General features: G+C 61.4%; 22 protein-coding genes. 11 read left to right on the plus strand and 11 right to left on the minus strand.

From position 1 onward, the window contains the following. The 5 genes from NB311A_RS09675 to NB311A_RS09695 form a co-directional block, all read right to left on the minus strand. Positions 1-1,179: an ABC transporter permease gene (locus NB311A_RS09675; protein ID WP_009798352.1), complete on the minus strand. Its 1,179-nt coding sequence runs from the start codon at positions 1,177-1,179 to the stop codon at positions 1-3. Further along, positions 1,179-2,288, minus strand: coding sequence for a microcin C ABC transporter permease YejB (locus tag NB311A_RS09680; RefSeq protein WP_009798353.1), 1,110 nt, complete (start codon positions 2,286-2,288; stop codon positions 1,179-1,181). The genes NB311A_RS09675 and NB311A_RS09680 overlap by 1 nt, the downstream gene beginning before the upstream one ends. A gap of 3 nt (positions 2,289-2,291) precedes the next feature. Further along, positions 2,292-4,154, minus strand: a complete 1,863-nt coding sequence (locus NB311A_RS09685; protein WP_009798354.1) for an extracellular solute-binding protein — start codon at positions 4,152-4,154, stop codon at positions 2,292-2,294. A 14-nt stretch (positions 4,155-4,168) separates the two neighbouring features. After that, on the minus strand, positions 4,169-6,073 hold the full coding sequence (locus tag NB311A_RS09690; RefSeq protein ID WP_009798355.1) for an extracellular solute-binding protein: 1,905 nt from the start codon (positions 6,071-6,073) through the stop codon (positions 4,169-4,171). A gap of 392 nt (positions 6,074-6,465) precedes the next feature. After that, a complete protein-coding gene (locus tag NB311A_RS09695) occupies positions 6,466-7,020 on the minus strand; it encodes a cytochrome c family protein (protein ID WP_009798356.1) in 555 nt (184 codons plus the stop codon). A gap of 175 nt (positions 7,021-7,195) precedes the next feature. Between NB311A_RS09695 and NB311A_RS09700 the strand changes: the two genes are divergently transcribed. The 5 genes from NB311A_RS09700 to NB311A_RS09720 all read left to right on the plus strand — a co-directional run bounded on the left by NB311A_RS09700 (position 7,196) and on the right by NB311A_RS09720 (position 14,443). Continuing rightward, positions 7,196-7,963, plus strand: a complete 768-nt coding sequence (locus NB311A_RS09700; protein ID WP_009798357.1) for a 3-deoxy-manno-octulosonate cytidylyltransferase — start codon at positions 7,196-7,198, stop codon at positions 7,961-7,963. Between the two features lie 8 nt (positions 7,964-7,971). Beyond that, entirely contained in the window at positions 7,972-8,832 is an 861-nt protein-coding gene (locus NB311A_RS09705) for a prephenate dehydratase (RefSeq protein WP_009798358.1), read from the plus strand. Positions 8,833-9,160: 328 nt separating this feature from the next. Continuing rightward, positions 9,161-10,075 carry a methylenetetrahydrofolate reductase [NAD(P)H] gene (gene metF / locus NB311A_RS09710; protein ID WP_009798359.1) on the plus strand — a complete coding sequence of 305 codons (915 nt, stop codon included), beginning with the start codon at positions 9,161-9,163 and terminating at the stop codon, positions 10,073-10,075. A gap of 61 nt (positions 10,076-10,136) precedes the next feature. After that, positions 10,137-14,018, plus strand: a complete 3,882-nt coding sequence (gene metH / locus NB311A_RS09715; protein ID WP_040674812.1) for a methionine synthase — start codon at positions 10,137-10,139, stop codon at positions 14,016-14,018. Beyond that, positions 13,970-14,443 (plus strand): PAS domain S-box protein, encoded by a 474-nt coding sequence (locus tag NB311A_RS09720; RefSeq protein WP_009798361.1) that lies wholly within the window; start codon positions 13,970-13,972, stop codon positions 14,441-14,443. The genes metH and NB311A_RS09720 overlap by 49 nt, the downstream gene beginning before the upstream one ends. Here NB311A_RS09720 and glpK read toward each other — a convergent pair. Next, positions 14,440-15,996, minus strand: coding sequence for a glycerol kinase GlpK (gene glpK / locus NB311A_RS09725; RefSeq protein ID WP_050752099.1), 1,557 nt, complete (start codon positions 15,994-15,996; stop codon positions 14,440-14,442). The genes NB311A_RS09720 and glpK overlap by 4 nt on opposite strands. A 231-nt stretch (positions 15,997-16,227) precedes the next feature. Here glpK and NB311A_RS09730 point away from each other — a divergent pair, with 231 nt between their 5' ends. After that, entirely contained in the window at positions 16,228-16,596 is a 369-nt protein-coding gene (locus NB311A_RS09730) for a hypothetical protein (RefSeq protein WP_009798363.1), read from the plus strand. Between the two features lie 177 nt (positions 16,597-16,773). Here NB311A_RS09730 and aroC read toward each other — a convergent pair whose 3' ends face one another. Further along, positions 16,774-17,883, minus strand: coding sequence for a chorismate synthase (gene aroC, locus NB311A_RS09735; protein WP_009798364.1), 1,110 nt, complete (start codon positions 17,881-17,883; stop codon positions 16,774-16,776). A 214-nt stretch (positions 17,884-18,097) separates the two neighbouring features. Further along, complete coding sequence (locus NB311A_RS09740) at positions 18,098-18,691, minus strand: histidine phosphatase family protein (RefSeq protein WP_009798365.1); 594 nt, start codon at positions 18,689-18,691, stop codon at positions 18,098-18,100. A gap of 625 nt (positions 18,692-19,316) precedes the next feature. Here NB311A_RS09740 and NB311A_RS09745 point away from each other — a divergent pair. The 3 genes from NB311A_RS09745 (at position 19,317) to NB311A_RS09755 (ending at position 21,058) form a co-directional block, all read left to right on the plus strand. After that, positions 19,317-20,042, plus strand: a complete 726-nt coding sequence (locus NB311A_RS09745; RefSeq protein WP_040674696.1) for a LuxR family transcriptional regulator — start codon at positions 19,317-19,319, stop codon at positions 20,040-20,042. An 80-nt stretch (positions 20,043-20,122) separates the two neighbouring features. Then, on the plus strand, positions 20,123-20,755 hold the full coding sequence (locus NB311A_RS09750) for an acyl-homoserine-lactone synthase (protein ID WP_040674821.1): 633 nt from the start codon (positions 20,123-20,125) through the stop codon (positions 20,753-20,755). Positions 20,756-20,821: 66 nt separating this feature from the next. Further along, positions 20,822-21,058 carry a hypothetical protein gene (locus NB311A_RS09755; RefSeq protein ID WP_245256976.1) on the plus strand — a complete coding sequence of 79 codons (237 nt, stop codon included), beginning with the start codon at positions 20,822-20,824 and terminating at the stop codon, positions 21,056-21,058. A gap of 308 nt (positions 21,059-21,366) precedes the next feature. Here the strand turns inward: NB311A_RS09755 and NB311A_RS09760 are convergent, their stop codons facing one another. Continuing rightward, positions 21,367-22,308 carry a DnaJ C-terminal domain-containing protein gene (locus tag NB311A_RS09760; protein WP_009798369.1) on the minus strand — a complete coding sequence of 314 codons (942 nt, stop codon included), beginning with the start codon at positions 22,306-22,308 and terminating at the stop codon, positions 21,367-21,369. Positions 22,309-22,426: 118 nt separating this feature from the next. Further along, a complete protein-coding gene (locus tag NB311A_RS09765; protein ID WP_009798370.1) occupies positions 22,427-22,906 on the minus strand; it encodes an RT0821/Lpp0805 family surface protein in 480 nt (159 codons plus the stop codon). 42 nt (positions 22,907-22,948) lie between these two features. Between NB311A_RS09765 and pdxH the strand changes: the two genes are divergently transcribed. Continuing rightward, the gene (gene pdxH / locus NB311A_RS09770; RefSeq protein WP_009798371.1) at positions 22,949-23,590 is read left to right on the plus strand and encodes a pyridoxamine 5'-phosphate oxidase; all 642 of its coding nucleotides are present in this window, start codon (positions 22,949-22,951) and stop codon (positions 23,588-23,590) included. Beyond that, positions 23,587-24,378, plus strand: coding sequence for an SDR family NAD(P)-dependent oxidoreductase (locus NB311A_RS09775; RefSeq protein ID WP_009798372.1), 792 nt, complete (start codon positions 23,587-23,589; stop codon positions 24,376-24,378). The genes pdxH and NB311A_RS09775 overlap by 4 nt, the downstream gene beginning before the upstream one ends. A gap of 487 nt (positions 24,379-24,865) precedes the next feature. Here NB311A_RS09775 and NB311A_RS09785 read toward each other — a convergent pair whose 3' ends face one another. Continuing rightward, positions 24,866-25,846 carry a magnesium transporter CorA family protein gene (locus NB311A_RS09785; RefSeq protein ID WP_009798374.1) on the minus strand — a complete coding sequence of 327 codons (981 nt, stop codon included), beginning with the start codon at positions 25,844-25,846 and terminating at the stop codon, positions 24,866-24,868. Positions 25,847-25,849: the final 3 nt, after the last annotated feature.

The raw sequence follows: 25,849 nt of genomic DNA on the forward strand, positions 1-25,849 counted from the left end.
TTACCTGAACGTCTTGCGCGGATCGAAAGCGTCACGCACGGCTTCGCCGATGAAGATCAAAAGCGACAGCATGATCGCGAGCGAGAAAAATCCGGTGAAGCCGAGCCATGGCGCCTGCACGTTGGCCTTGCCCTGCGCCAGCATTTCGCCCAGCGACGGCGAACCAGGCGGCAGTCCGAAGCCAAGAAAATCGAGCGCGGTCAGGGTCATCACCGACGACGACACGATAAACGGCAGGAACGTCATGGTCGCGACCATGGCGTTCGGCAGAAGATGGCGGAACATGATGGTCGCGTTCGACACGCCGAGCGCCCGCGCCGCCGTGATGTATTCGAAGTTGCGGCCACGCAGGAATTCGGCGCGCACCAGACCGACCAGCGACACCCACGAGAACAGCAGCAGGATTCCGAGCAGCACGAAGAAGCCCGGCACCAGGATCGACGACAGGATCAGGAGCAGATAGAGCGACGGAATCGCGGTCCAGACTTCGATGAAGCGCTGAAAGCCGAGATCGATCCAACCGCCGAAATAGCCCTGTACGCCGCCGGCCGCGATCCCGATGATCGACGAGACGATGGTCAGGCAAAGTCCGAACAGCACCGAAATCCGGAATCCGTAGATCAGCCGCGCCACCACGTCGCGGCCCTGATCGTCGGTCCCGAGCCAGTTGTACTCAAGGTCGCGGCAGCCTGTGAGATGCTTCCGCTGCACCACATCCTTGCATTCCGCCTCGGTCAGCAGCCAGGTCGGTTTCGAGGGCGCAGGCGTCGGCAGATCGAGGTTGTGGGTGTCGTAGGAATAGCGGATCGGCGGCCAGATGACGGTGCCGCCCTTGTCCGCGATCAGCTTCTGAAGATACGGATCGCGATAATCGGCAGCTGTTTCGAAGTCGCCTCCGAACGCGGTTTCCGGATAGGTCACGAACGCCGGAAAATAGAAATGTCCGTCGACGCGGATCAGGAAAGGCCGGTCGTTGGCGATCAATTCCGCGAACAACGAGACGACGAACAGGATCAGGAATATCCAGAGCGACCAGTAACCGCGCCGGTTGGATTTGAAGTTCTGCCAGCGCCGGCGATTGAGCGGCGACAAGCGCAACGGATGACGTCCCGGAAGCACCGCTTCACCGAGCGGCGCCGCGACATCGGCCTCGACAGGCTTTGGCAACGTCACCGCCATCAGACCTCCCGCGCCTCGAAGTCGATTCGCGGGTCGATCCACATGTACGTCAGGTCGGAAATCAGGTTCACCACAAGCCCGACCAGCGAAAAGATGAACAACGTTCCAAACACAACCGGATAGTCGCGATTGAGCACGCTCTCAAAACCGAGCAGCCCGAGCCCATCGAGCGAGAAGATGGTTTCGATCAGAAGCGAACCTGAAAAGAAAGCGTGGACGAACGCGCCTGGAAATCCAGCGATGACGATCAGCATGGCGTTGCGGAATATGTGATTGTAAAGCACCTGTCGCTCGCTGCAACCCTTTGCACGCGCCGTCATCACGTACTGTTTGCGGATCTCGTCGAGAAACGAATTCTTGGTCAGCAATGTCATGGTGGCGAAGGCGCCGAGCGCCATCGAGATGATGGGCAGCGTCAGATGCCAGAAATAGTCGACGATTTTCCAGTACCAGGGAAACTGGCTCCAACCGTCCGACGTCAATCCGCGCAAGGGAAAGATGCTGAAGAACGATCCGCCGGCGAACAGGATAATGAGCAGGATCGCAAACAGAAAGCCGGGTATCGCAAAGCCGACAATAATCACCGCCGAGGTCCAGGTATCAAACCGCGATCCGTCCCTGACCGCTTTGCGGATTCCGAGCGGGATCGAAATCAGGTAGGTCAGAAGCGTCATCCAGATGCCGAGCGACATCGAGACCGGCAGCTTTTCCTTGATGAGCTGGATCACGGTGGTGTCGCGGAAGTAGCTCTTGCCGAAGTCGAAGCGGGAGAAATTCCACAGCATCAACAGAAAGCGTTCGGGCGCCGGCTTGTCAAAGCCGAACTGCTTTTCGAGGCTCTTGATGAAGGCGGGATCGAGCCCCTGAGCACCACGGTATTTCGAGTTGACGGCGTCGGACGACGCGCCAACCCGGCCACGCGCGCCGAAGTCACCGCCGGACGAGCCGGAAATGCGCGACATCCCGCTGGTGTCCGAACCGCTCAATTGCGCGATCACCCGCTCGACCGGACCGCCCGGCGCGAACTGCACCACGACGAACGACACGAACAGAATGCCCAGCAAAGTGGGAATCATCAGCAGAATGCGGCGGGCGATATAGGCGGCCATGCTTTACTTCGCCTGCTCCGACCACCAGATGTCAGGCGCCTTGACGCCGAGATATTTCGGCAGTTTCGGCGGATGGGCGAACACATCCCAATAAGCCAGCCGGTGCGCGTTCGAATACCATTGCGGCACCCAGTAACGGCCAGCGCGGATGACGCGATCCAGCGCGCGCGCCGCGAACACCAGCCTGGCGCGCGTGTCGGCGGCGATCACCTGCTCCATCAGCGAGTCGACAGCGGGATCAGAAATCCCGGCGAGGTTGTTCGATCCCTTGGTCTCTGCCGCCCGCGAGGAAAAGAACGGCCGTAGCGAGTCGCCCGGAACGGTCGAGAAACCGAAACGCTCGATCATCATGTCGAAATCAAAGTCGTCGCGCCGCGCCCGCGCCTGAACCGGGTCGACAAGCCGCAGCGTCGCCTCGATCCCGAGTGTCTGCAGATTCTTGATATAGGGCATATGATGAGCCTGAAAGGACGGCTCATCGAGCAGGAACTCGACGCGGAAGGGCTCGCCGTGCGGCGTCATCCGCTTCCCGGCCTCGATGTCAAAGCCCGCATCTTTGAGCAGCCGCGCGGCGCGGCGCAACAGCTTGCGGTCCTGCCCCGAGCCGTCGGACACCGGCGGCACGAACGGCATTCCGAACACCTCATCCGGAACCTTGCCGCGGAACGGCTCCAGCAGCGCCGCTTCCTCCGGCGACGGCAAGCCGCTCGCCATCAGGTCGGAGTTCTGGAACGGCGACACCGTCCGCACATAGGCGCCGTACATGATGGACTTGTTGGTCCATTCGAAATCGAAAGCGCAGCCGAGCGCCTCCCGCACACGCGGATCCCTGAACTTGTCGCGGCGGGTATTGATGAACCAGCCCTGCGCGCCCGACGGCGTCTCGTCCCGCAACTCTTCGCGCTTGACCCGGCCTTCGGTCAGCGCCGGGAAATCGTAACGGGTGTTCCAGATCCGCGACGTGAACTCTTCCCGGAACAGATAGCTCCGCCCGGTGAAGCCTTCAAAAGCCACATCGCGATCGCGGTAGAAATCGAATCGCACAGTATCGAAATTGTAACTGCCGCGGCAGACCGGAAGATCCGCGCCCCACCAATCCTTAACCCGATCGAATTCGATAAAACGATTCGCCTCGAACCGGCCGACCTTGTAGGGCCCGCTGCCGAGCGGCACATCGAGCGTCGATTCCTCGAACGGATGCGCGGTGTAGTAGGCTTGCGAAAAGATGGGCAGACCGGCGACGAACGGCGGCACATCGCGCCCGCGTTTCGGTGCAAATCTAACGACCAGAGTCGCGTCGCCGGTCGCTTCCGCGCTCACCATGTCGCGCATCTGCTGCGTGATCAACGGATGGCCTTTGGTCTTCAAAATCGTCAGAGAGAAGGCGGCATCGCGCGCGGTCAATTTTTGCCCGTCATGAAACCGCGCTTCCGGCCGCATCGTGAACTTGTAGGTCAATCCGTCCGCCGAGATACGCACCGACTTCGCGGCCATGCCATACATCGCATCCGGCTCGTCGCCGGCGCGCGCCATCAGCGACGTGAACGTCATCTCCATCCCTTGCGCGCCGTCCCCCTTCAGAATGAAGGCGTTCAGCGAGTTGAAGGTCTGAAACGATTGATTGAAGGCGCGACTCGACGGAATGGTCGAGAACAAACCGCCTTTCGGCGCGTCGGGATTGACGTAATCGAAGTGGTGAAAATCCGCAGGGTATTTCAGGTCACCGAACGCCGACATGCCATGGGATTCGAGGCCGGATTCGGTTTCCGCGCCGTTCGCGGCAGTGGCGACATCCGGCCGCAACAATGCTGCGCCTGCCGCACCGATCCCGAGAGCGATCACCTGCCGGCGGCTGGGCTGCGTCATCCGCGCGACCCTCCTCAAGATCGCTTACCGACCTTGGCCGCCTTGTCGGCGTCGTACCACCACAGCGCCGGAAAGGCGTCGAGACCGTACTTCGGCATCTCGGCCGGCCGGCCGAATCGATTCCAACGGGCGGTGCGATGGAACGGATAGGTGAATTGCGGCACCACATAGTGATTCCACAACAGCACCCGGTCGAGCGCTTTGGTTGCGGCGACCAGATCGGCGCGGTCTGTGGCGAAGATCACGCGCTCGATCAATTTGTCGATAGCAGGATTCTTGATGCCGACCACATTGCGCGAGCCCGGCATATCGGCTGCGTGCGAGCCCCAGTACTCCCGCTGTTCATTGCCGGGCGACAGCGATTCAATCCAGAGATTGACGACCACATCGAAGTCCCAGCTGCGCATCCGGTTCTCGTATTGCGTCGAATCGACGGTGCGGACGGTGACGGTGATGCCCATGCGCTCCAGCGACGGCTTGAAGAACAGCATGATGCGCTCAGCGCTCGGAGACTCCGACAGTAATTCCAGTTCGAATGGCTTGCCGGTCTTGCCGTCCACCAGCTTATGGTCACGCACCTCATATCCCGCTTCCTTGAAGAGCTTCATGCCCTCGCGCAGGTTGTTGCGAACCGCTTCGGAATTGCCGCCGACCGGATTGCTGTAAGGCGTGGTGAACACTTCGGGCGGCACCTCAGTGCGAACGGTCTCGAGGATTTCCAACTCCTTGCCTTCGGGCAAGCCGCTTGATGCCAGTTCGGTGCCCTCGAAATAGCTACTGATGCGCTTGTACTGACCGTAGAACAATTGCTTGTTCATTTCCTCGAAATTGAACGCGAAGTTCAGCGCCCGCCGCACGCGAGGATCCCTGAACTTGTCGCGGCGGTTGTTAAGAGCGAACGCCTGCATCACGCCCGAATTGCGGTTGGGAAATTCCTCCAGAATGACGCGGCCGTCCTTCACCGCCGGAAAATCGTAAGCCGTGGCCCAGTTCTTGGCGCTGTTTTCCATGCGCCAGTCGACCTGATCGCCCTTGAAGGCTTCGAGCGCGACCGTACCGTCGCGGAAATATTCATAACGCAGTTCATCGAAGTTGTGTCGGCCGATGTTGATGTTGAGGTCTCGGCCCCAATAATCCTTGACCCGCTCCAGCGTCACCGAGCGCGCCGCTTCAAAACTCTTGATCCTGTAGGGGCCGCTGCCGAGCGGCGGCTCCAGCGTGGTCGCGGAAATGTCCCGTTTGACGCCTGCATCATTGGTGCCTTCCCACCAGTGCTTCGGAAGCACTATCAACTGTCCGACGATTTGCGGCAGTTCGCGGTTGCCCGGCGCATCGAAGGTGAAGGTCACGTCCCGCTCGCCGGTCTTTTCGGCTTTCACAACGTGGCGGTAATAAGCTGCATAGAACGGACCATGCTTTTTCAGCGTGTTGAACGAGAAAATCACGTCATCCGGCGTCACCGGCTTGCCGTCATGCCACTTCGCCCCGGCGCGCAGCCGGTGAGTCACGAAAGAGAAATCATCAGGGTAACTAATGAACTCTGCCAGCGCGCCGTACTCCGTCGCGACCTCGTCCAGCGACTGAAACGTCAGTGATTCATAGATCAGCCCGACTTCCGACGCGATCGAGCCCTTCACGCCCGACACAACAAGGTTGAAATTGTCGAACGTGCCGCCCATCCCGATCTGCCGCGCCATGCCGCCCTTGGGCGCGTGTGGATTGACATAATCGAAATGCTTGAAGCCTTCCGGATACTTCACCTCACCGAACAGCGAAAGCCCGTGCCGCCATTTGAGGCCAGCGGGTTTGACCTGCGCATGGGCCGTCCGAATCGATGAAGCGCCGGTCAAGACTTGGATCGCCGGAGCGGCTGCGATCAGGGCACCGCCGTGAAGAAGACGTCGTCGTGTGAAGGCCAATGCGGGTATCCCTAGAGGTTATCAGGCGAGCGAGCGCATGATGCGCCAAAGTGCGATCGGCTGGCGATGATCACGCGCATTCTCAATCCTCGAGCGCAGTCGACCCAAGATCGCTGTTCGCGCTCTGGACCCAACTTGAAGCACTGTTTCGGCCGATTATGTCGGTTTTCGGGGATGATGCCACCCCACCTCTCGAACTTGTGCGGCGAACCCGCCGATTGAGTGTGGGCAACGGCGAGATGAGCGACTTTGAAAACTCTCACCAATGTTTGGCAACAGTAAACCAAGTGACTTGTGGCATCCGGCGGCAACTATAGCGAGCGAAGCATGTCCTCGGCTTGACCCGAAAATGGATGACCCGCTCGCGTGAGAAAACGCGTCAGGATAACAATCTAGGGTTGGTCGGAATTCTTGCGCAGATAGGCAATGAGGTCGGCACGGTCGCTGTCCTTCGGAACGCCGGCAAACGACATCGCCGTGCCGGGGATATATTCCTTCGGATTGGTCAGGAACTTGTCCAGTTCATCGAGCGTCCAGGTGCCGCCCTTGGCCTTCATGGCAGCCGAGAAATTAAAGTCACGACCCTTGCCGCGAGGCTCGCCGACAATGCCATAGAGGTTGGGACCGACGCGGTTCGGGCCGCCCTTCTCAAGGGTATGGCAGGCGGCACACTTCTTGGCGACGACGGCGCCGTTCTCGGCCGAAGCGGCTTGCAGCCTCTTCACCAGCGATATCGCCGCCGCGACGTCGGCTTCCTTACTCGACGCCGCCGGCTTGTCATCCTTGTGAGCAGCGTCCTTATGAACCGCGTCCGCCTTTTCCTTGACCTCGATTTTATAGCCAGGCTTCGCAGGCACATGCGGCGCGAAGATCGCCCGGGCAACTAAATTCATGACCAGCAGCACGAGGCAGGTGCCGAGAACCGCGCCAAGAAATTTATTGATCATCGAGGGAGTCCATCTACGGCAAGGCTCCACGCTCGAAAGTCGACCGCACGGCCGGCTCAACGACCACGGACCGGCCTCGCGGAGGCGGCAAATCGAGATAACGGTTTGCCGGCGTTCTGACAACCCGTATAAATGCCGCAGATTTTAAGAACTGCGTCAATTCTTTCCCCGACCGATGACCGAAACCCGCACCCTCGTGCTGATACCCGCCCGCATGGCCGCGAGCCGACTTCCAGGCAAACCGTTGCTGGATATCGGCGGCCTGCCGATGGTCGTCCATGTCATGCGGCGAGCCGAAGCCGCAGGCATCGGACGCGTCGCCGTCGCCACCGACACTCGCGACATCGCGGCCGCCGTGACGGCCCACGGCGGCGAGGCCGTCATGACGCGCGCCGATCATCCGTCCGGGTCCGACCGCGTTTTCGAGGCGCTGGGCAAACTCGATCCCGAAGGCGGCATCGATACAATCGTCAACCTTCAGGGCGACTTCCCTACGATAGGTCCCAGCACCATCCGCGACGTGTTGAAGCCGCTGGCCGATCCAGCGGTCGATATCGCAACGCTGGCCGCCGAAATCCATACCGAGGAAGAAGCCACCAACCCGAATGTGGTCAAGGCCATAGGGTCTCCGGTCGGCGCGCAGCGGCTGCGCGCGCTTTATTTCACGCGCGCCACCGCCCCCTATGGCGAGGGCCCGCGCTACCATCATGTCGGTCTTTACGCTTATCGCCGCGAGGCCTTGCAGCGCTTCGTCGCACTGCCGCCCTCGCCTCTCGAGCAGCAGGAACGGCTCGAACAGCTGCGGGCGCTGGAAGGCGGAATGCGGATCGACATCATGATCGTGGACGACGTGCCGCGGGGCGTCGATACCGCGGCCGACCTCGAAACCGCCCGCCAGCTCATCGCCGATTCGGCCCCTGGCGAACATCCGGGGCGCTGGTAGAACACCTGATGACCAAGATCATGAAAATCGTATTCCAGGGCGAGCCCGGCGCGAACTCCCATATCGCCATCGCCGAAGCCTATCCCGATGCCGAACCGTTGCCTTGCGCGACCTTCGAGGACGCGCTCGCCGCAATCGCGTCCGGCGAAGCCGACCTCGGCATGATCCCGATCGAGAATTCGGTAGCCGGCCGCGTCGCCGACATTCATCACCTGCTGCCGCAATCCGGGCTGTTCATCGTCGGCGAATACTTTCTGCCGGTCCGCCATCAACTGGTGGCGCCGCGCGGAGCGACGCTCGCGGGCATCAAGACCGTCGAAAGTCACGTTCACGCGCTCGGACAATGCCGGCGGATCATCCGCAAGCTTGGTATCCGGCCGATCGTCTCAGGCGACACCGCCGGAGCCGCCCGTCTTGTCGCCGAACGCGGCGACCCCAGCTGCGCGGCGATCGCTTCGCGTCTGGCCTCGCAAATCCATCATCTCGACATTCTTGCCGAGAACGTCGAGGACGAAGACCATAACACCACGCGTTTCGTGGTGCTCGCGCGAGAGGCCAACTGGGCGCAGCAAGGATCCGGGCCGCTGGTCACCAGTTTCGTCTTCCGGGTGCGCAATCTGCCGGCCGCGCTCTATAAAGCGATGGGAGGCTTTGCCACCAACAGCGTCAACATGACCAAGCTCGAAAGTTATATGGTCGATGGCAATTTCTTCGCCACACAGTTCTATGCGGATGTCGAGGGCCATCCGAACGATCGCGGCCTCGCATTTGCGCTGGAGGAGCTGAAGTTCTTTTCCAAGGAGCTTCGCATTATGGGCGTTTATCCGGCCCATCCGTTCCGCGCGACCTTTCGCGAACAGGCGGATTAACCAGGTTTTGGGCGCTTCGCCACTTTTTGAATTGGGCAGCATTCTACAATACTCACTGAATATGCACCATCCCAACGCCCGAGAATCTTATTTAATGAATGAATTCAATGCATGATCCGCTTTATGGCAACCCACTTTATGGCGCGCATGAGCATTACTCCCCTATATTTTTAGAGATGATGGGCTACTTCCCAACCCAGGCGTGACCAATAATGGGCTACTTTGGTGGGAATGCCGTGCCGCGAATAGCGGGCCGCTTCCGGCGTTTGTCCGGCAGGACACCGTAACGCGGGCACGGCGAGACAGAAGCAGTGGAGTTTCACGAGCCATGACTGACGCTTTCGCTCCGGCTCATAACGACCCTGGCGCGCGGAAAAGACCCACGATCTCGTTCGAATTCTTTCCGCCCAAGACCGAGGAGATGGAGCGCAGCCTGTGGAGCACCATTACCCGCCTCGCGCCTCTTGATCCGAGCTTTGTCTCCGTGACTTACGGCGCCGGCGGCTCGACCCGCGAGCGCACCCATTCCACCATCGCGCGCATCCTGTCGGAGACCCGGCTTCGTCCCGCGGCGCATCTTACCTGTGTCGGCGCGCCGCGCGGAGAGATCGATGAGATTGTCAGCCGCTATCGCGATATCGGCGTCCGTCATATCGTCGCGCTGCGCGGGGACCCACCGGGCGGCATCGGCACGGCCTATAGCACCCACCCCGAAGGCTATCGCAGTTCGACCGACCTCGTCGCCGGCATCAAGCGGCGGCATGGCGACATCGAGATTTCCGTCTCGGCCTATCCCGAGAAGCACCCCGAGAGTCCCGATATCGATACCGACATCGATATCCTCAAGGCCAAGGTCGATGCCGGCGCGACTCGCGCCATCACCCAGGTCTTTTTCGACAACGACCTCTACCTTCGCTATCTCGATCGCGTCCGCGCGCGCGGCATCGAGATTCCGATCGTGCCGGGCATCATGCCGATGCACAACTTCAAGCAGGCAAGAACCTTCGTGACCAGGGCGGGCACCACGGTTCCAGCCTGGCTCGCCGAGAAATTCGACGGCCTCGATGAGGATCCGGAAACGCGCAAGCTGATCGCGGCCACGGTCGCGGCCGGTCAGGTCCAGAAGCTCGCCAAGCGCGGTGTCGATACGTTCCATTTCTACACCATGAACCGCGCCGACCTGGTGTTTGCGATTTGCCATCTGCTCGGCATCCGGCCCGATGCCGCCCGGAAGGCGGCGTGATCTTAATCCTCCTCCCAAAGACACAGATGCCCGCGACAAGCGCGGGCGTGACGATCGCAGGATGACACGCGTGACAAACAGCTCGAATCCCATCGCCGACAAGTTTCGCGCCCTCGCACGCGAGCGCATTCTGGTGCTCGACGGCGCCATGGGCACCATGATCCAGGATCGAGGGTTCGATGAAGCCGCGTTTCGCGGCGAGCGATTCAAGGATTTTCACCGCGACGTGCGCGGCAACAACGACCTGCTCATCCTCACCCAGCCGCAAGCGATCGAGGACATTCACACGCAGTATCTGCGCGCCGGCGCCGACCTTGTCGCCACCAACACGTTTTCATCGACCTCGATCGCGCAGGCCGACTATGACATGGCGGATCTGGTCTACGACCTCAACCGCGAGGGCGCGAGGCTCGCGCGCTCGGCCGCGGAGAAAGTCAGCGCCGAGGACGGCAAGCCGCGCTTCGTTGTCGGCGCTATCGGCCCGACCAACCGCACCGCGTCGATCTCGCCGGACGTCGCAAATCCCGGCTATCGGGCGGTCACCTTCGACGACCTGCGCAAGGCCTATGGCGAGCAGATCAACGGACTGCTCGACGGTGGCGCCGATCTGTTGCTGGTCGAAACCATCTTCGACACGCTGAACGCCAAGGCGGCGCTCTATGCCATCGCCGAAATCGGCGAGCAGCGCGGCATCGATATTCCGGTGATGATCTCGGGAACCATCACCGACAAGTCCGGCCGCCTGCTCTCGGGCCAGTTGCCCGAAGCGTTCTGGCACTCGGTGCGGCACGCGGGGCCGATCACCATCGGCTTCAACTGCGCGCTCGGCGCGGAAGACCTGCGCGCGCACGTCGCCGAGATCGGCCGCGTCGCCGATACCTTGGTGTGCGCCTATCCGAATGCGGGCCTTCCCAACGAGTTCGGCCAGTACGACGAAAGCCCCGATTACATGGCGCGGCTGATCGGCGAGTTCGCGCAAACCGGCCTCGTCAACGTCGTCGGCGGCTGCTGCGGCACCACGCCGGATCATATCGCGGCCATCGCCGCCGCGGTCGCGCCGCACAAGCCGCGCGTCGTGCCGGTGATCGCGCCGCGGCTGCGGCTGTCGGGACTGGAGCCGTTCTCGCTGACCTCCGACATTCCCTTCGTCAATGTCGGCGAGCGCACCAACGTCACCGGCTCGGCCAGATTCCGCAACCTGATCAAGGCTGGCGATTATGCCGCCGCCCTCGACGTGGCGCGCAACCAGGTCGAGAACGGCGCCCAGATCATCGACGTCAACATGGACGAGGGTCTGCTGGATTCGGAAGCGGCGATGGTCACCTTCCTCAACCTGATCGCGGCGGAGCCGGATATCGCCCGCGTGCCGGTGATGGTCGATTCCTCGAAATTCTCGGTGATCGAAGCCGGGCTGAAATGCCTGCAGGGCAAGCCGGTGGTGAACTCGATCTCGCTCAAGGAAGGCGAGGAGAAATTCCTGCACGAGGCGCGGATCGCCCGCCGCCACGGCGCGGCGGTCGTGGTGATGGCGTTCGACGAGACCGGTCAGGCCGATACCTGCCAGCGCAAGATGGAAATCTGCAAGCGCGCCTACGACATCCTCGTCGAACAGGTCGGCTTTCCTCCGGAAGACATCATCTTCGATCCCAACGTCTTCGCCATCGCGACGGGCCTGGAAGAGCACAACAACTACGGCGTCGACTTCATCGAGGCGACGCGCTGGATCCGCCAGAATCTTCCTCACGCGCATATCTCGGGCGGCGTCTCCAACCTGTCGTTCTCGTTCCGCGGCAACGAGCCGGTGCGCGAGGCGATGCACTCGGTGTTCCTCTATCACGCCATCAAGGCCGGCATGGACATGGGCATCGTCAATGCCGGGCAGATGGTCATCTATGACGACATCGATCCGGAGCTTCGGCAGGTTTGCGAGGATGTGGTCCTCAACCGCGATCCCGACGCAGGCGAACGGCTGCTCAATCTCGCGGAAAAATTCCGCGGGCAAGGCAGGCAGGCCAAGGAAGCCGATCTGTCCTGGCGCGAATGGCCGGTGGAGAAACGCTTAAGCCACGCGCTGGTCAACGGCATCACCGAATATATCGAGCAGGACACCGAGGAAGCGCGGCAAAGCGCCGATCGTCCGCTGTCGGTGATCGAAGGGCCGCTGATGGCCGGCATGAACGTGGTCGGCGACCTGTTCGGCGACGGCAAGATGTTCCTGCCGCAGGTGGTGAAGTCGGCGCGGGTGATGAAGCAGGCGGTCGCCTATCTGATGCCGTTCATGGAAGAGGAAAAGGCGCGCAATCAGGCCGCCGGCATCGAGGGCGCGGGCAGCACCTCCGCCGGCAAGATCCTGCTCGCCACCGTCAAGGGCGACGTCCACGATATCGGCAAGAACATCGTCGGCATCGTGCTCCAGTGCAACAACTACGAGGTGATCGATCTCGGCGTGATGGTGCCGGCCGCCAAGATCATCGAGACGGCGAAGGCCGAGAAGGCCGATATCGTCGGTCTCTCCGGCCTGATCACGCCGTCGCTGGACGAGATGGGCTATTTCGCGGCGGAGCTTGAGCGTCAGGGCCTCAACCTGCCGCTCCTGATCGGCGGCGCGACCACCAGCCGCGTCCATACCGCCGTGAAGATCGATCCCAACTATCGCAACGGTCCGGTGATCCATGTCAACGACGCCAGCCGCGCCGTCGGCGTCGTCGCCTCGCTGATGTCGCCGGAGCGGCGCGAGGCTTACGCGGCCGGCGTGCGCGCCGAATACGCCAAGATTTCCGCGGCGCATTTCCGCGCCCAGCAGGACAAGAAACGGCTGCCGCTCGCGACGGCGCGCGCCAATGCCGTGCCGATCGACTGGAGCAGCTACCGTCCGGTCAAGCCTACATTCCTCGGAACCAAAGCCTTCACGGACTATCCGCTGGAGGAACTGGTGGAGGTGATCGACTGGACCCCGTTCTTCCAGGTGTGGGAGCTGGCGGGGCGCTTTCCGGCGATCCTCGACGACAAGGTGGTGGGCGAAACCGCGCGCGCCCTCTATGACGACGCGCGCAAGATGCTGGATCGGATCGTCACGGAGAAATGGTTCACGGCCTCCGGCGTGATCGGCTTCTGGCCCGCCAACCGCATCGGCGACGATATCGCCGTCTACGGCGACGAGAGCCGCACCACGCAAATCGCGACCTATCACACCCTGCGCCAGCAACTGGAAAAACGCGAGGGCCGTCACAACGCCGCACTGGCGGACTTCATCGCGCCGAAGGAGACCGGCATCGCCGACTATATCGGCGGCTTCGCCGTCACCGCCGGACTCGGCGAGGACGAAATCGCGGCACGCTTCAAGAACGCCAATGACGACTACTCGTCCATCCTGGTGAAGGCCCTGGCCGACCGCCTCGCGGAAGCCTTCGCCGAACGGATGCATCAGCGCGTGCGCACGGAATTCTGGGGCTACGCGCCGGATGAGGCGCTGACCAACGATCAGCTCATCCGGGAAGAATATGTCGGCATCCGTCCCGCGCCCGGCTATCCCGCACAGCCCGACCATACCGAGAAGGCCACGCTGTTTCGCCTGCTGGATGCGACGCGCGCGACCGGAGTCGAACTGACCGAGAGCTTCGCGATGTGGCCCGGCTCCTCGGTCTCCGGTCTCTACTACAGCCATCCCGAAAGCCAGTATTTCGGCGTCGGCAAGATCGAACGCGATCAGGTCGAGGACTATGCCGCGCGCAAGGGGATGGAGGTCGCCGAGATCGAGCGCTGGCTGGCGTCGATCCTCAACTATATTCCGGGTCAGGATCTTTCCGGCCAGTCCGGACAGCCCGCCGCGACGCCGGTGCCCGCGCCCGCCAACGACGTTTCCGCCGAGGCCGCCGATCATCCGCCGGGCTGCCAATGCGCGGTCCATATGCAGCTCCGCAAAACCACGGCGCGGGCAAGCTGATCGTGGACGCATCCGCGATCGCCGCCGCACTGCTCGAGTCACCCGCGGATGCGATCATCGCCACCGACCGCAACGGCACGATCACGTTCTGGAATCCGGGCGCGGTCAGGATTTTCGGCCACAGCGCGGATGAGGCGGCCGGCCAGTCGCTTGATCTGATCATTCCGGAAAACCAGCGCGCCCGGCATTGGGCCGGATATCGCGAGGTGATGCTGACCGGGCAGAGCCGCTACAGCGGCGGCGACGTGCTCGCCGTTCCCGCGCTTCACAAGGACGGAAGGCGGATCTCGCTCGAGTTCACCATCGTGCCGCTGACGGACGCGAGCGGCCGCATCACCGGGCTGGTGTCGATGCTGCGTGACGTCACCGCCCGTTTTGAGGAAATCCGGCAACTGCGCAGGGGGGTGACGGTCGCGCAGGGTTAACCGACCTGGTCAGGAATGTCGTCAGGCCCGGCGGACGCCGACGGAGTTGTCTCTGCCTCGCCGCTCGCCAGCACGCCACGCACCGCCGCCGCCCACCCCTTGAGCTTCCGGGTCCGTGTCACAACGCTCATGGCTGGCTTGAAACGGCGATCGAGTTGCCAGTTGTCGGCGAATCGCGATGGCTCCGGATAAACGCCCGCGGACAACCCCGCGAGGTAGGCCGCACCCAACGCCGTGGTCTCCTGAATGACGGGCCGATCGACCGGCGCATCGAGCAGATCGGCGAGGCGCTGCATGGTCCAGCTAGAGGCCGTCATGCCGCCGTCGACGCGCAAAACGGTATGTGCGGCACCAGCGCCCGACCAATCGGCGCGCATTGCGTCCCAAAGATCAAACGTCTGGTAGCAGACGCTTTCCAGCGCCGCATGAGCAAGTTCCGCCGCCCCGGTGTTACGGGTCAGTCCGAACAGCGCGCCGCGCACGTTCGGATTCCAGTACGGCGCCCCCATCCCGACGAAGGCCGGCACAAGATACACGGATTGGGCAGGATCGGACTGCTCGGCCAGCGCCCCCGTCTCCGAAGCGTTCTTGATGACACCAAGGCCGTCCCGCAGCCACTGCACCGCCGAGCCGGCGACGAAGATCGATCCTTCCAGCGCGTAAGTGCGCTCGCCATTCAATTGATAGGCGATCGTCGTCAGCAGCTTGTTGTTTGAGACAACCGGCGTCGCGCCGGTGTTGAGCAGCGCAAAGCAGCCGGTGCCGTAGGTCGATTTGATCATTCCGGAGGTAAAACACGCCTGCCCCACCATCGCCGCCTGCTGGTCACCGGCGATGCCCCGGATCGGGATCGGCGCGCCGAACAACTCCGGGGCGCTGTCGCCGAAATGCGCGGACGAATCCTTCACCTCCGGCAGCATCGCGCGCGGTACCTGGAGAACATCCAAAAGTTCGTCGTCCCACTGCCCGGTGTGAATGTTGAACAGCAGCGTGCGCGACGCATTGGTGGCATCGGTCGCGTGCACCTTGCCGCCGGTCAGCCGCCACAAGAGGTAGCTGTCCACAGTGCCGAACAGCAGCTCCCCACGCAGCGCTCGCGCGCGCGCGCCGGGCACGGAATCGAGTATCCAGGCGACCTTGGTGCCGGAAAAATAGGGATCGATGATCAAACCGGTTTTCGCCGATATCGCGGGCTCATGGCCCCCGGCCTTCAGCCGCGCGCAGATATCCGCGGTGCGCCGGTCCTGCCATACGATGGCGCGATGCACGGCCTTTCCGTTGGTACGGTCCCAAACCACCGTGGTTTCCCGCTGGTTGGTGATGCCGATGGCGGCGATGTCCTTGGGCGTGACGCCCGCCTTCTCCATCGCCTGCCGGCAGGTCGCAACGGTCGAGTTCCAGATGTCTTCCGGCTCGTGCTCGACCCAGCCCGACGCTGGAAACTGCTGCGGGAATTCCCGCTGCGCGATCGCGGCGATGGAGATGTCGGCGCGAAACACGATGGCTCGGGACGATGTGGTGCCCTGATCGATGGCGAGAATGTGAGTTACCATGGATTTCTTCTCGAACGCGCGGACTTGTTGAGCCGCGGCGCCATGTGAGCGGGGGAGAGGCAAGCGGATTGCCCATCCAAGGTCAAGTTTGTGCCTTCGTTTTGATTCACGCTTGCCCCGGCGAGAGGATAAAATGCCGGCACGGCTTCCATCCGACACCGGGCAGAAGCGCCCGATCAAGAGCAAACCGCACTCGTTGCCCATGATTATTCAGCAACCGAAAGACCCTCGATGATAAAGATGATTCTGGCCGGCTCCCTGTTCGCGATCGCAACGGCCTCCGCTCAAGCAACGCCTCCGACCCAGCAAACGCCATCGGCGGAGACCCGGAAGGGTCTGGTGACGGTCGTCAACCGGCTCAACGGCACAATTGCAATCCGGGAGGAGCAGGACGACAAGGGTAAGGAGAAAGACGATAAGGAGAAGGATAAGGAAAAAAATAAAGATAAAGCCGACGCCGAAGGCACGACCACGCAGTACAAGATCGACCACAAGCTGTCGGAATCGGTACATGCCGGCGACAAGGTGAAGTTTTCCGTCAGGGACAGCGGCGGTCCCAAAACCAATACCGGAACCATCACCAAAATCGAGGCGGATTAGCGGGAAGCCTATTGTCGTAGAACCTTTCCGTTTCTGACGGAATCAGAAGCGGAAGGGCTCCAGAGCATGATCCCGAAAAGCGGAAACCGGTTTTCGGAAAAGATCATGATGCTCAAACAAAAAAGCGACGAGTCTGATTCAACGCAGTTGAAACAGACTCTGGCGGCGGCGATGACGTCAGCGCGTGCCGACCTGACCGCGATGACGCAAGAAGTGATCGGCCAGCACGCAAGCGACCATGGCCTCCCCCACCGGCACCGCGCGGATGCCGACGCAAGGGTCGTGGCGGCCTTTGGTGAAGATGTCTGTTTCCGCGCCGTTGCGATCGACGGTCTTGCGCGGCGACAGGATCGACGAGGTCGGCTTCACCGCGAACCGCGCCACGACGGGCTGGCCGGTGGATATGCCGCCGAGAATGCCGCCGGCGTGGTTGGAGGTGAACACCGGACCGTGGCTGCCCATATTGTTGGACGAAGGACTGCGCATCTCGTCGGCATTCTCTTCACCGGTCAGCGCGGCGGCACCAAAGCCAGCGCCGATTTCGACGCCCTTGACAGCGTTGATGCTCATCAGCGCGCTCGCGAGGTCGCCGTCGAGCTTGGCGTAGATCGGCGCGCCTAGTCCTGCCGGCACCCCTTCGGCCACCACCTCGATCACGGCGCCGATCGATGAACCACTCTTGCGGATGCCATCGAGATAGCTCTCGAAGAATGCAGCCTTGTCCCTATCGGGACAGAAGAACGGATTTCTCGCAATCTCGTCCCAATCCCATTTCTCGCGGTCGATCTTGTGCGGACCCATCTGCACCAGCGCGCCGCGCACGGTCATATTGGGGACGACCTTGCGCGCTATGGCGCCGGCCGCGACCCGCATCGCGGTCTCACGCGCGGAGGAGCGCCCGCCGCCGCGAAAGTCGCGGATGCCGTACTTCGCCTCATAGGTGAAATCGGCATGGCCAGGGCGAAACTTGTCCTTGATGTCGGAATAATCTTTCGAACGCTGGTCAGCGTTCTCGATCAGAAGTCCGATCGGTGTCCCCGTCGTCACCTGCTCGCCGGTCTCGGGATCCGCCATCACACCCGACAGTATCTTCACCGCATCCGGCTCCTGCCGCTGCGTCGTGAAACGCGACTGGCCAGGACGGCGGCGGTCGAGATCACGCTGGATCTCCTCGACCTTCAGCGGCAGCAGCGGCGGGCAACCGTCGACCACGCAGCCGATCGCAACCCCGTGGCTCTCGCCGAAGGTCGTAACGCGAAACAGATGACCGAAAGTATTGTGGGACATCAATAATCCGAAGCGCGAAATCGCTCTTTCTCGTAGCGGCATGTTGTGAAAATCGCAACACTCGCCCATCTGCCTCCAACCGCCGCTGCTTGTCAGAGGTGGCGGCGGGGCGGGAATGGAGTGTGAGGGAGGCGCTTAAGCTCCTCGCCCGCCCCCGCTTTGGTCGGAGGCTCTCTCCCGCTCGGGGCGAGGGAAAACGGATGCACTGTCCAGGTCAGCTATGCTTGGCCAAGCCCTCGTCGCCGAGCACATACACCGCGCCCTGCTCGATGCGCAGGCTGGCGGCCGCTCGCGCCGTCTGCAGGCCCAGCACGACCATCAGCGCCCGCGCCGTGCCGCTATGCGCAACCGCAACGGTGGCTGACCTCAGCGAATGATACCAGTCGCGCAACCGCGAGGTGGCTGAGGCGTAGCTTTCGCCACCCGGCGGCGCCACGCTCCATTTATCAGCCTCACGGGCGGCAAAAATATCGGGATTGGCGGCCTTCATCTCCGCCAGGGTCAAGCCTTCCCAATGGCCATAACCAACCTCGCGCAGCCGGTCGTCGACGGAATAATCATGAGGCGGCAGGTCCAATACGCCACGCATCAGTTCCATGGTGCCGCGCGCGCGGACGAGCGGGCTGGTGACGAAGCCCAACTCGAAGGGGTCACGACCCTCGCGCGCGAGCAGTTCGCGCAAAATATCCCCCGCTTTCGTCGCCTCGACGCGGCCGAGATCATTGAGCGGAATGTCCTGCAGGCCCTGGAAGCGGCCAAGGGTGTTCCATTCGGTCTTGCCGTGACGGATATAATAAATGGTCGGCATATCAAGGGCGGCCGGGACGACCGATGGAAATCAACGAAGTCATTCCACGTTTTCGCACTGCAATGCTGTGAGGCCATGGATGCCCGACATGGGGCCGGACATGACGGCGATAGTGGCGCGACATATACACTATTTGGTTCAGCGGAATACAGAGGCGGTGACCTGTTCGCCGGCCGATATCGCATCCAGGACACGCACGAGGCGGCCCCATTTTCCGCAGCGCGCGTTTTTAGGTCATCGGCGCGCCGCGATATCACTACCCATTCGCAACTTCCCGTACTAAAATAAAAGCTGGGAAATTTCGAAAACTTTGCAAAAATGGTCCAATATTGTCCCGACCGAATCGTGGAACTGCAAACCTCGTTGACTGGCTCAAACATCGCTTCCCAAGCCCGTTACGGCTGGGCAACATGGTAGAGCATTTGCCCGCGTTTCTGACCACGATCTCGGCGAGCGGACCGCGAAGCTGATGGACGATCCAGGGAATCTTGAGGAAAATTGCCGGGCGGCCAAGCCCTAGCTGTAGCGGCCGGAGCGACACGCCGCATCATACAACAGTTGCAATGAATCCAAATGTCGCTCGATAGTGTACTCAGCCGCCTATATAGGCAGTTCGGGGGCCGCAATGTCGCGACGGACGCTGGACGATACCTTAACTTGCATCACGAGACTCGATAAGGCCTCGTCCCCGGCACAGATAGCTGATGTCGTTATTGACGTCGCGCGGCCATTTGGCTTTTCGCATGTGCTCGCAGGCATCATTCCCGTCCCGGGGATGAGTGCAGAGCAGCAAATTTCAAATGTCGTTCTGCATCGGTGGCCGAAAGCGTGGAGCGAGCGCTATTTCACGCAAGGTTACCTTTTCGATGATCCTACCATCCAAAGGGTCAACACTTCCACGGAACCCTTTCTATGGTCCGAGCTCGAACCATCGTATCGAAACACACCGGCGCCGACGCGCGTCATGGGAGAGGCGCGCGAGTTTAATCTCGGGTGCGGATTCACGGTTCCGATGATTACCCTCGACGGTCAAGCCGCCGGTTTCTCCCTGGCCAGTGAGCGTGCCGACGTCCCCCCCAAGGTGCGGCGACAGCTGCAACTGATCGCCATGCACGCTTTCGCGCGAGCCCTCGCGCAAAAATATAACCCGGCCCCCGTGAATTTGACTCCGCGAGAAATGGATATCCTGCAGTGGATGGCGGAAGGAAAAAGTGATTGGGAGATCGGTGTTATTCTCAAGGTGTCGGAACATTTCGTCGACAAGATCGCACGCCAGCTTCGCGCCAAGCTGAACGCCACGAACCGCACCCAGACCGCCGCGACGGCGCTCCGACATAACCTTATCCGATAGGTCAAGGTACGGATTCGCGTACTTGTTCATCGACCCTTCTTCGCCCTAACTCGACGTTAGATATGGGCGGAGAAGTTCAAATGATTCACATCGTAACGGCTGAGAATATTGGTGCCTATCAGGACGAGATGGAGCAGGCTTATCGGCTGCGTCACAATGTCTTTGTCGATGAAATGGGTTGGGAAGATCTGCGCAAACCTGACGGCCGGGAGATCGACCAGTTTGACGACGGGCGCGCGCTCCACATGCTCTACATCGAAAACGATCGCGTCCTTGGATATCAACGGATGTTACCGTCGATGCGTCCGCACCTCCTCACGGAAGTGCTTCCGCATTTGTGCGAAGGCGATTTCCCTGTCGGACCGCATATTTGGGAATGGACGCGCTATTGCGTGACACGGGAACATCGCGACCGCGGACGCATTCTGAGCCCGGCCGGCAACCAGCTTTTGTCGTCTATCGTTGAATGGGGCCTGGCGAGCGGCGTCAATAAGATCATCATCGAGATGAACCCGTTGTGGCTTCTTCGCTTGGTGCAATTGAATTTTCGGGTGACGCCCCTCGGATTGCCGCAGCAGATCGGGAAGGACTCGATTATTGCCGTTACTGCGGCGTTTGACCGGCGCACGCTGAAAAAACTTCAGGAAATGCGAGGCAACGTCGCCCCGGCCATTGTCGCCCAACCTGAAGCCGATCAGCGACTTCGTGCCTAGCCGACAGATTCAGGCCCGGTTCGGCGCCGGATGCTCGGCGGATTCGATCACCGGCAACCATCTTTCATGACCAATACGCGTTGGAGCGGCACGACAATGTTAATACGTCTCGAAAGATACGTTGCGGTTGAGCAATTGATCGATGACGCCTGGGAAATGTCCCGGCAACTCGATCTCGGCCTTGTGAAACTCCTCCTGGAAATGGCGAAACTTGAACTTTATGAGGAGATGCAGGCCGCGATCGGTTCAAACGAGATCAAGCGTTCGGAAAAGCGAGCGGGCGCCCGCCGACAGCTGCAGTAGCGCCGAAAAGTAACCAATGTCGGGATTTCGCGGCTAGAGTCTGTTTCAACTGCGTTGAATCAGACTCGCCGCTTATCTTTTGGTTCGAGCATGATCTTATCCGAAAACCGGTTTCCACTTTTCGGGATCATGCTTTAATGGGCCGCGAAACAAAACGCCCTTCACCGAAGTGAACAACGTGGCCCAGTTAAGGGTGGCCCAGTTAAGGAAAGGCTCTCTCACAGGGTGTTCAGCATCATGATCGCGCGACAGCCAGACGGAGATCCCGGCCAAGCCATCGCGTGATCAGATTCGCTGCCGCACACACGCTAACCAAGATCGCGGCGGGGATTGTAGGAGTGCGCGTCACGCCACTTCTCCATGAGCGCCTCAAGCTCGGCGTCATTGCCGTCGGGCAGAACGATTCGCGTCGTAACGAATAGATCGCCGGAGGTTCCGCCCTTCGGGATACCCTTGCCCTTGAGGCGGAAGGTGCGGCCACCCGAAGTATTTCTCGGGATCGACAGTTCAACCGCGCCCCCGAGCGTCGGCACCCGCACCTTGCTGCCCAGCACCGCCTCATAGAGCGTAATCGGCAGTTCGGCGCGCAAATCGCCCCCGTCGACCTTGAAGAACGGATGCGGGGCGACCGTCACCGTGATCAGGAGATCGCCGGGACGGTGCCCGGGCACGGTGTCGCCCTGTCCTCTCAGACGGATTTGCTGGTCCGAAGTGACGCCGGCCGGAATCTTGACATTAAGTTCCTTGCCGCTGGGCAGACGGATGCGTTTCTCGCCACCCTTGACCGACTCCTCGAGCGATACTGTCATAGCGACGTTGAGATCGAGATCAGGTGTACCGAACGTGCTGGCCTCGAAATCAAACGCCTGCGCGCCCGGCCGGCGTCCTCGCGCGGCGCCGCCGAACATGCTGTTGAGGATATCCTCGAACCCGCCGTCAGAGCCCGAACCGCCGCCGCGAAAGCCCCCGAAACCACCCCCCGGCCGCGCGCCTGCGTGGCCGCCGCCTGGGAACCCCTGAAAACGCGGTTTGCCGTCTGCGTCGATCTCGCCGCGGTCGAACTGCTTGCGCCTGACCTCGTCGCCCAGGATTTCATTGGCGGAATTCACCTCCGCGAACCGTTCGGCAGCCTTGGGATCGTTCTTGTTAGCATCGGGATGGTGCTTTTTCGCAAGCCTGCGAAAGGCACTTTTGATCGCCGCGGCGCTAGCGCCCCGCTGCACCCCCAAGACCTCATAGGGGTCGCGCATCCGTAACGTCTCCTTCAGGAATCTGGACAATGGGCCCCCTGACCCACGTGTCCATCATTTGGGGTATCCGTGGCATTTTTGCAACGAGATGGTTCAGCTATTCGTAGCTGCCACTCTATTAGCTTCGCCAGGGTTTGAGAGAGTGGATTTCCCACTGGCCGCCGCGGGCCCTGCACGCGGCGCCCTGCAACCAACTTTCGGACTTTCCGTTAACGTAACTCGCCAAAAAATCACGGCAGGTGCGTCCCTCGGCAGTATAGGCCTGTGCCAGCGGCGTCACCGAGCCGCGCGCACCGGTCGAGGGGTTTTCCCACGGCTGGCTCGTATCCTTGTTCCCTTTGGTCAGCACGTCGGAGGCGGCCGTCCGCGCAAAAGCGAGATCGGTATCCGTCGGACCTGGACGTGCCGGCGCGGCGATCGAGCCGGTGGCATCGCCATCTCTCATCTGCGCGAAAGCCGCTTCATTCCGTGCCAGACTGCAGCCTCCGGTCGCCGCGCCGATGATAATCGCCGCCGCAATGGCGGCGAAAGGTCTGATCTCGGATAGGCCAACGTGCAGACGTGCCCTATACAGGTTTGCCCTGTATAAGGACCGCAATGGACTCTCAACGGCAGACCGGCGCAACCTGTGGACCCCCGTATGAACGACACCCCGGACATCAAGCACACAAGCGAGTTAACGTCCGGTGATTTCACGGAAGCCCACGATCCTTTTGCCCTCTTCGCGACATGGCTCGCGGAAGCCGTTGCGTCGGAATTGAACGACCCCGACGCCATGGCGCTCGCGACCACGGATGCTGACGGCCTGCCCGATGTGCGCATGGTGCTGATGAAGGGTTTCGATGCCGCGGGCTTCGTGTTCTACAGCCACATCGCCAGCGCCAAGGGCCGAGAACTCGCCGCAAACCCGAAAGCGGCGCTTTTATTTCACTGGAAATCGCTGCGCCGGCAGGTCCGCGTGCGCGGGCCTGTAACGCCCGTTACCGATGCAGAGGCCGACGCCTACTTCGCCACCCGCCCGAAGCAGGCGCAGATCGGCGCCTGGGCCAGCAAGCAGTCACAGCCGCTCGAAAGCCGTTTTGCGTTCGAGCAGGCGATTGCAAAAGAAGCGACAAGATATGCCATTGGCGCCGTGCCGCGGCCGCCTGGCTGGAGTGGCTGGCGGATCACGCCCATGCAGTTCGAATTCTGGCACGATCGTCCCTTCCGCCTGCACGACCGCATTGAATTCCGCCGTCCCGCGCTCGACGCGCCGTGGACCAAGACAAGGCTGTATCCATGACCCCCGACAAGGCAAACCCGCGAACCGAGATGGCGGCGGTGGCCGACCCCCACGCGCCCCGCCGCACACTGCTGCTCACCGGCGCAAGTCGCGGCATCGGCCACGCGACCGTAATCCGGTTTTCCAGCGCCGGCTGGCGCGTCATCACCTGTTCGCGACATCCGTTCCCGGAGCAATGCCCGTGGGACGCCGGCCCCGAGGACCACATTCAGGTCGATCTGTCCGACCCCGACAATACAATGGCGGCGATCCAGGAAATCCGCTCGCGCCTCGAAGGCGGCAAGCTGCACGCGCTGGTCAACAATGCCGCGATCTCGCCAAAGGGCGAAGGCGGCGCGCGGCTCGGCTCACTGAACACCGACATGGAGACCTGGGAAAAGGTCTTTCGCGTCAACTTCATGGCGCCGATCATGCTGGCGCGCGGGCTAATTGGAGAACTCAAGGCCGCGAGAGGCTCGATCGTGAACGTCACCTCGATCGCCGGCTCGCGTGTGCATCCGTTCGCCGGCGCGGCCTATGCGACCTCGAAGGCGGCGCTGGCTTCGCTGACCCGCGAGATGGCGGCGGATTTCGGCCGCATCGGCGTACGCGTCAACGCCATCGCACCGGGCGAGATCGACACCTCGATCCTGTCGCCCGGCACCGAGAAGATCGTCCAGCGTCAGATCCCCCTGCGCCGCCTCGGCACGCCGGACGAAGTCTCAAAAATCGTCTACGTGCTGTGCACGGAGACGAGTTCATACGTCAACGGCGCGGAGATCCACATCAACGGCGGCCAACACGTATAGAGCAGACGCTTACAAAGCATCACCCGTGAATCATCATTCCGGAACCGCATAGCGGCTTTGGAATCCACCGCTCCCGCCATGAAGTTCGAGCTGACGCCAAATCGCTCGTCCAGCATGAAGAATTCACTCCGCGCAAGATCTTCGTGACGGCGTTCGCGCCATCGGCGCAGCGAGATCCGCGCTCGAGCAATCGTCGTCGTTCTCACCGTCGAGCAACGCAGCACCGCAATGCCGGCATGTGCGTCTGGCAGCCGACGAAAAATTCACGCCCGCATTGTCCGCACCGAAGCTGCGCAACCGTTGATAGCTGCGAAAATCGAGGACATTGCGATCCCTCGTTACGACTTTCTCAACCATTGTAACTCCCGAGATTTCACACACGGGTTATGGCAGCAATTTTTCTTGGAAAGCGTTCAGGTGAACACTCAAATTTTACGAGGAAAATTGTGACAGGCTCCATCGCAGGGACAGTGCGCGAGAGTTGGTTCTATAACCACTTTTTCCATTTAAAGATCATGTAGGGCAGCACCGCAGCGATCACCATCATGGTGAGCGCGAATGGATAGCCGTGCGACCAGCCCAGCTCCGGCATTATCTTGAAATTCATGCCGTAGATCGAGGCGATCAGCGTCGGCGGCATAAGCACCACAGCCATTACCGAAAACAGTTTGATGATGTTGTTCTGCTCGAGATTGACAACTCCGAGCATTGCATCGAGCACGAATGTGATCTTGTTCGATAGATAAGAGGCGTGATCGGAAAGCGAGGCGACGTCGCGCTGCATCGTTTTGAGCTGAGCGCGCATATCCTTGGACCATTTGACGCTATTGGATTCGGTGGCGACGAAGGTGACGAGACGACCTATCGAAACCAGGCTCTCGCGGACTTTCGAGGTGAGATCGCCCTTGCGGCCGATTACGATCAGGATTTCGGAATAGCGCTTGGCATGGCCGGCGCGCGCGGATTCGTTCGGCTCGAAAATATCGTGGCTGACTTGATCGATATCGGCGCCGGCGCGCTCCAGAATGTCGGCGCAACGATCGATCATGGCATCGAGCAATTCGAGCAATACCCCTTCGCCGGTCAAACCCTGCGCAGCAGCGCGGGCAAGCTTGTTCTCCACCAGCGTGAACGGCTTTGGCGCGTCGTAGCGCACGGTGACAAGACGATGATTGGTGAGGATGAACGTGACGGGGGTGATGCTGGGGCGGTCGGTTTCGCTGCCGCACATCAGGCTGGCCGTCATGTAGCGCGCGCCGTTCTCGACATAGAGGCGGCTGGAAATCTCGATCTCCTGCATGTCCTCCCGGGTCGGCACCGCGACCCCCGCGAGCCGCTCCACGGCGCGATCCTCGCCCGGCGTCGGCTTCTCAAGATCGATCCACACCGCATTGTCAGGCAGCGCGGCGGCATCGACCGGGCCGGTCTTTCGTAGCGCGGTGCCATCCGGCGCAAAGATCGAGAGCATGGC

The sequence above is a fragment of the Nitrobacter sp. Nb-311A genome (genome assembly GCF_000152905.1).
GTDB lineage: Bacteria > Pseudomonadota > Alphaproteobacteria > Rhizobiales > Xanthobacteraceae > Nitrobacter.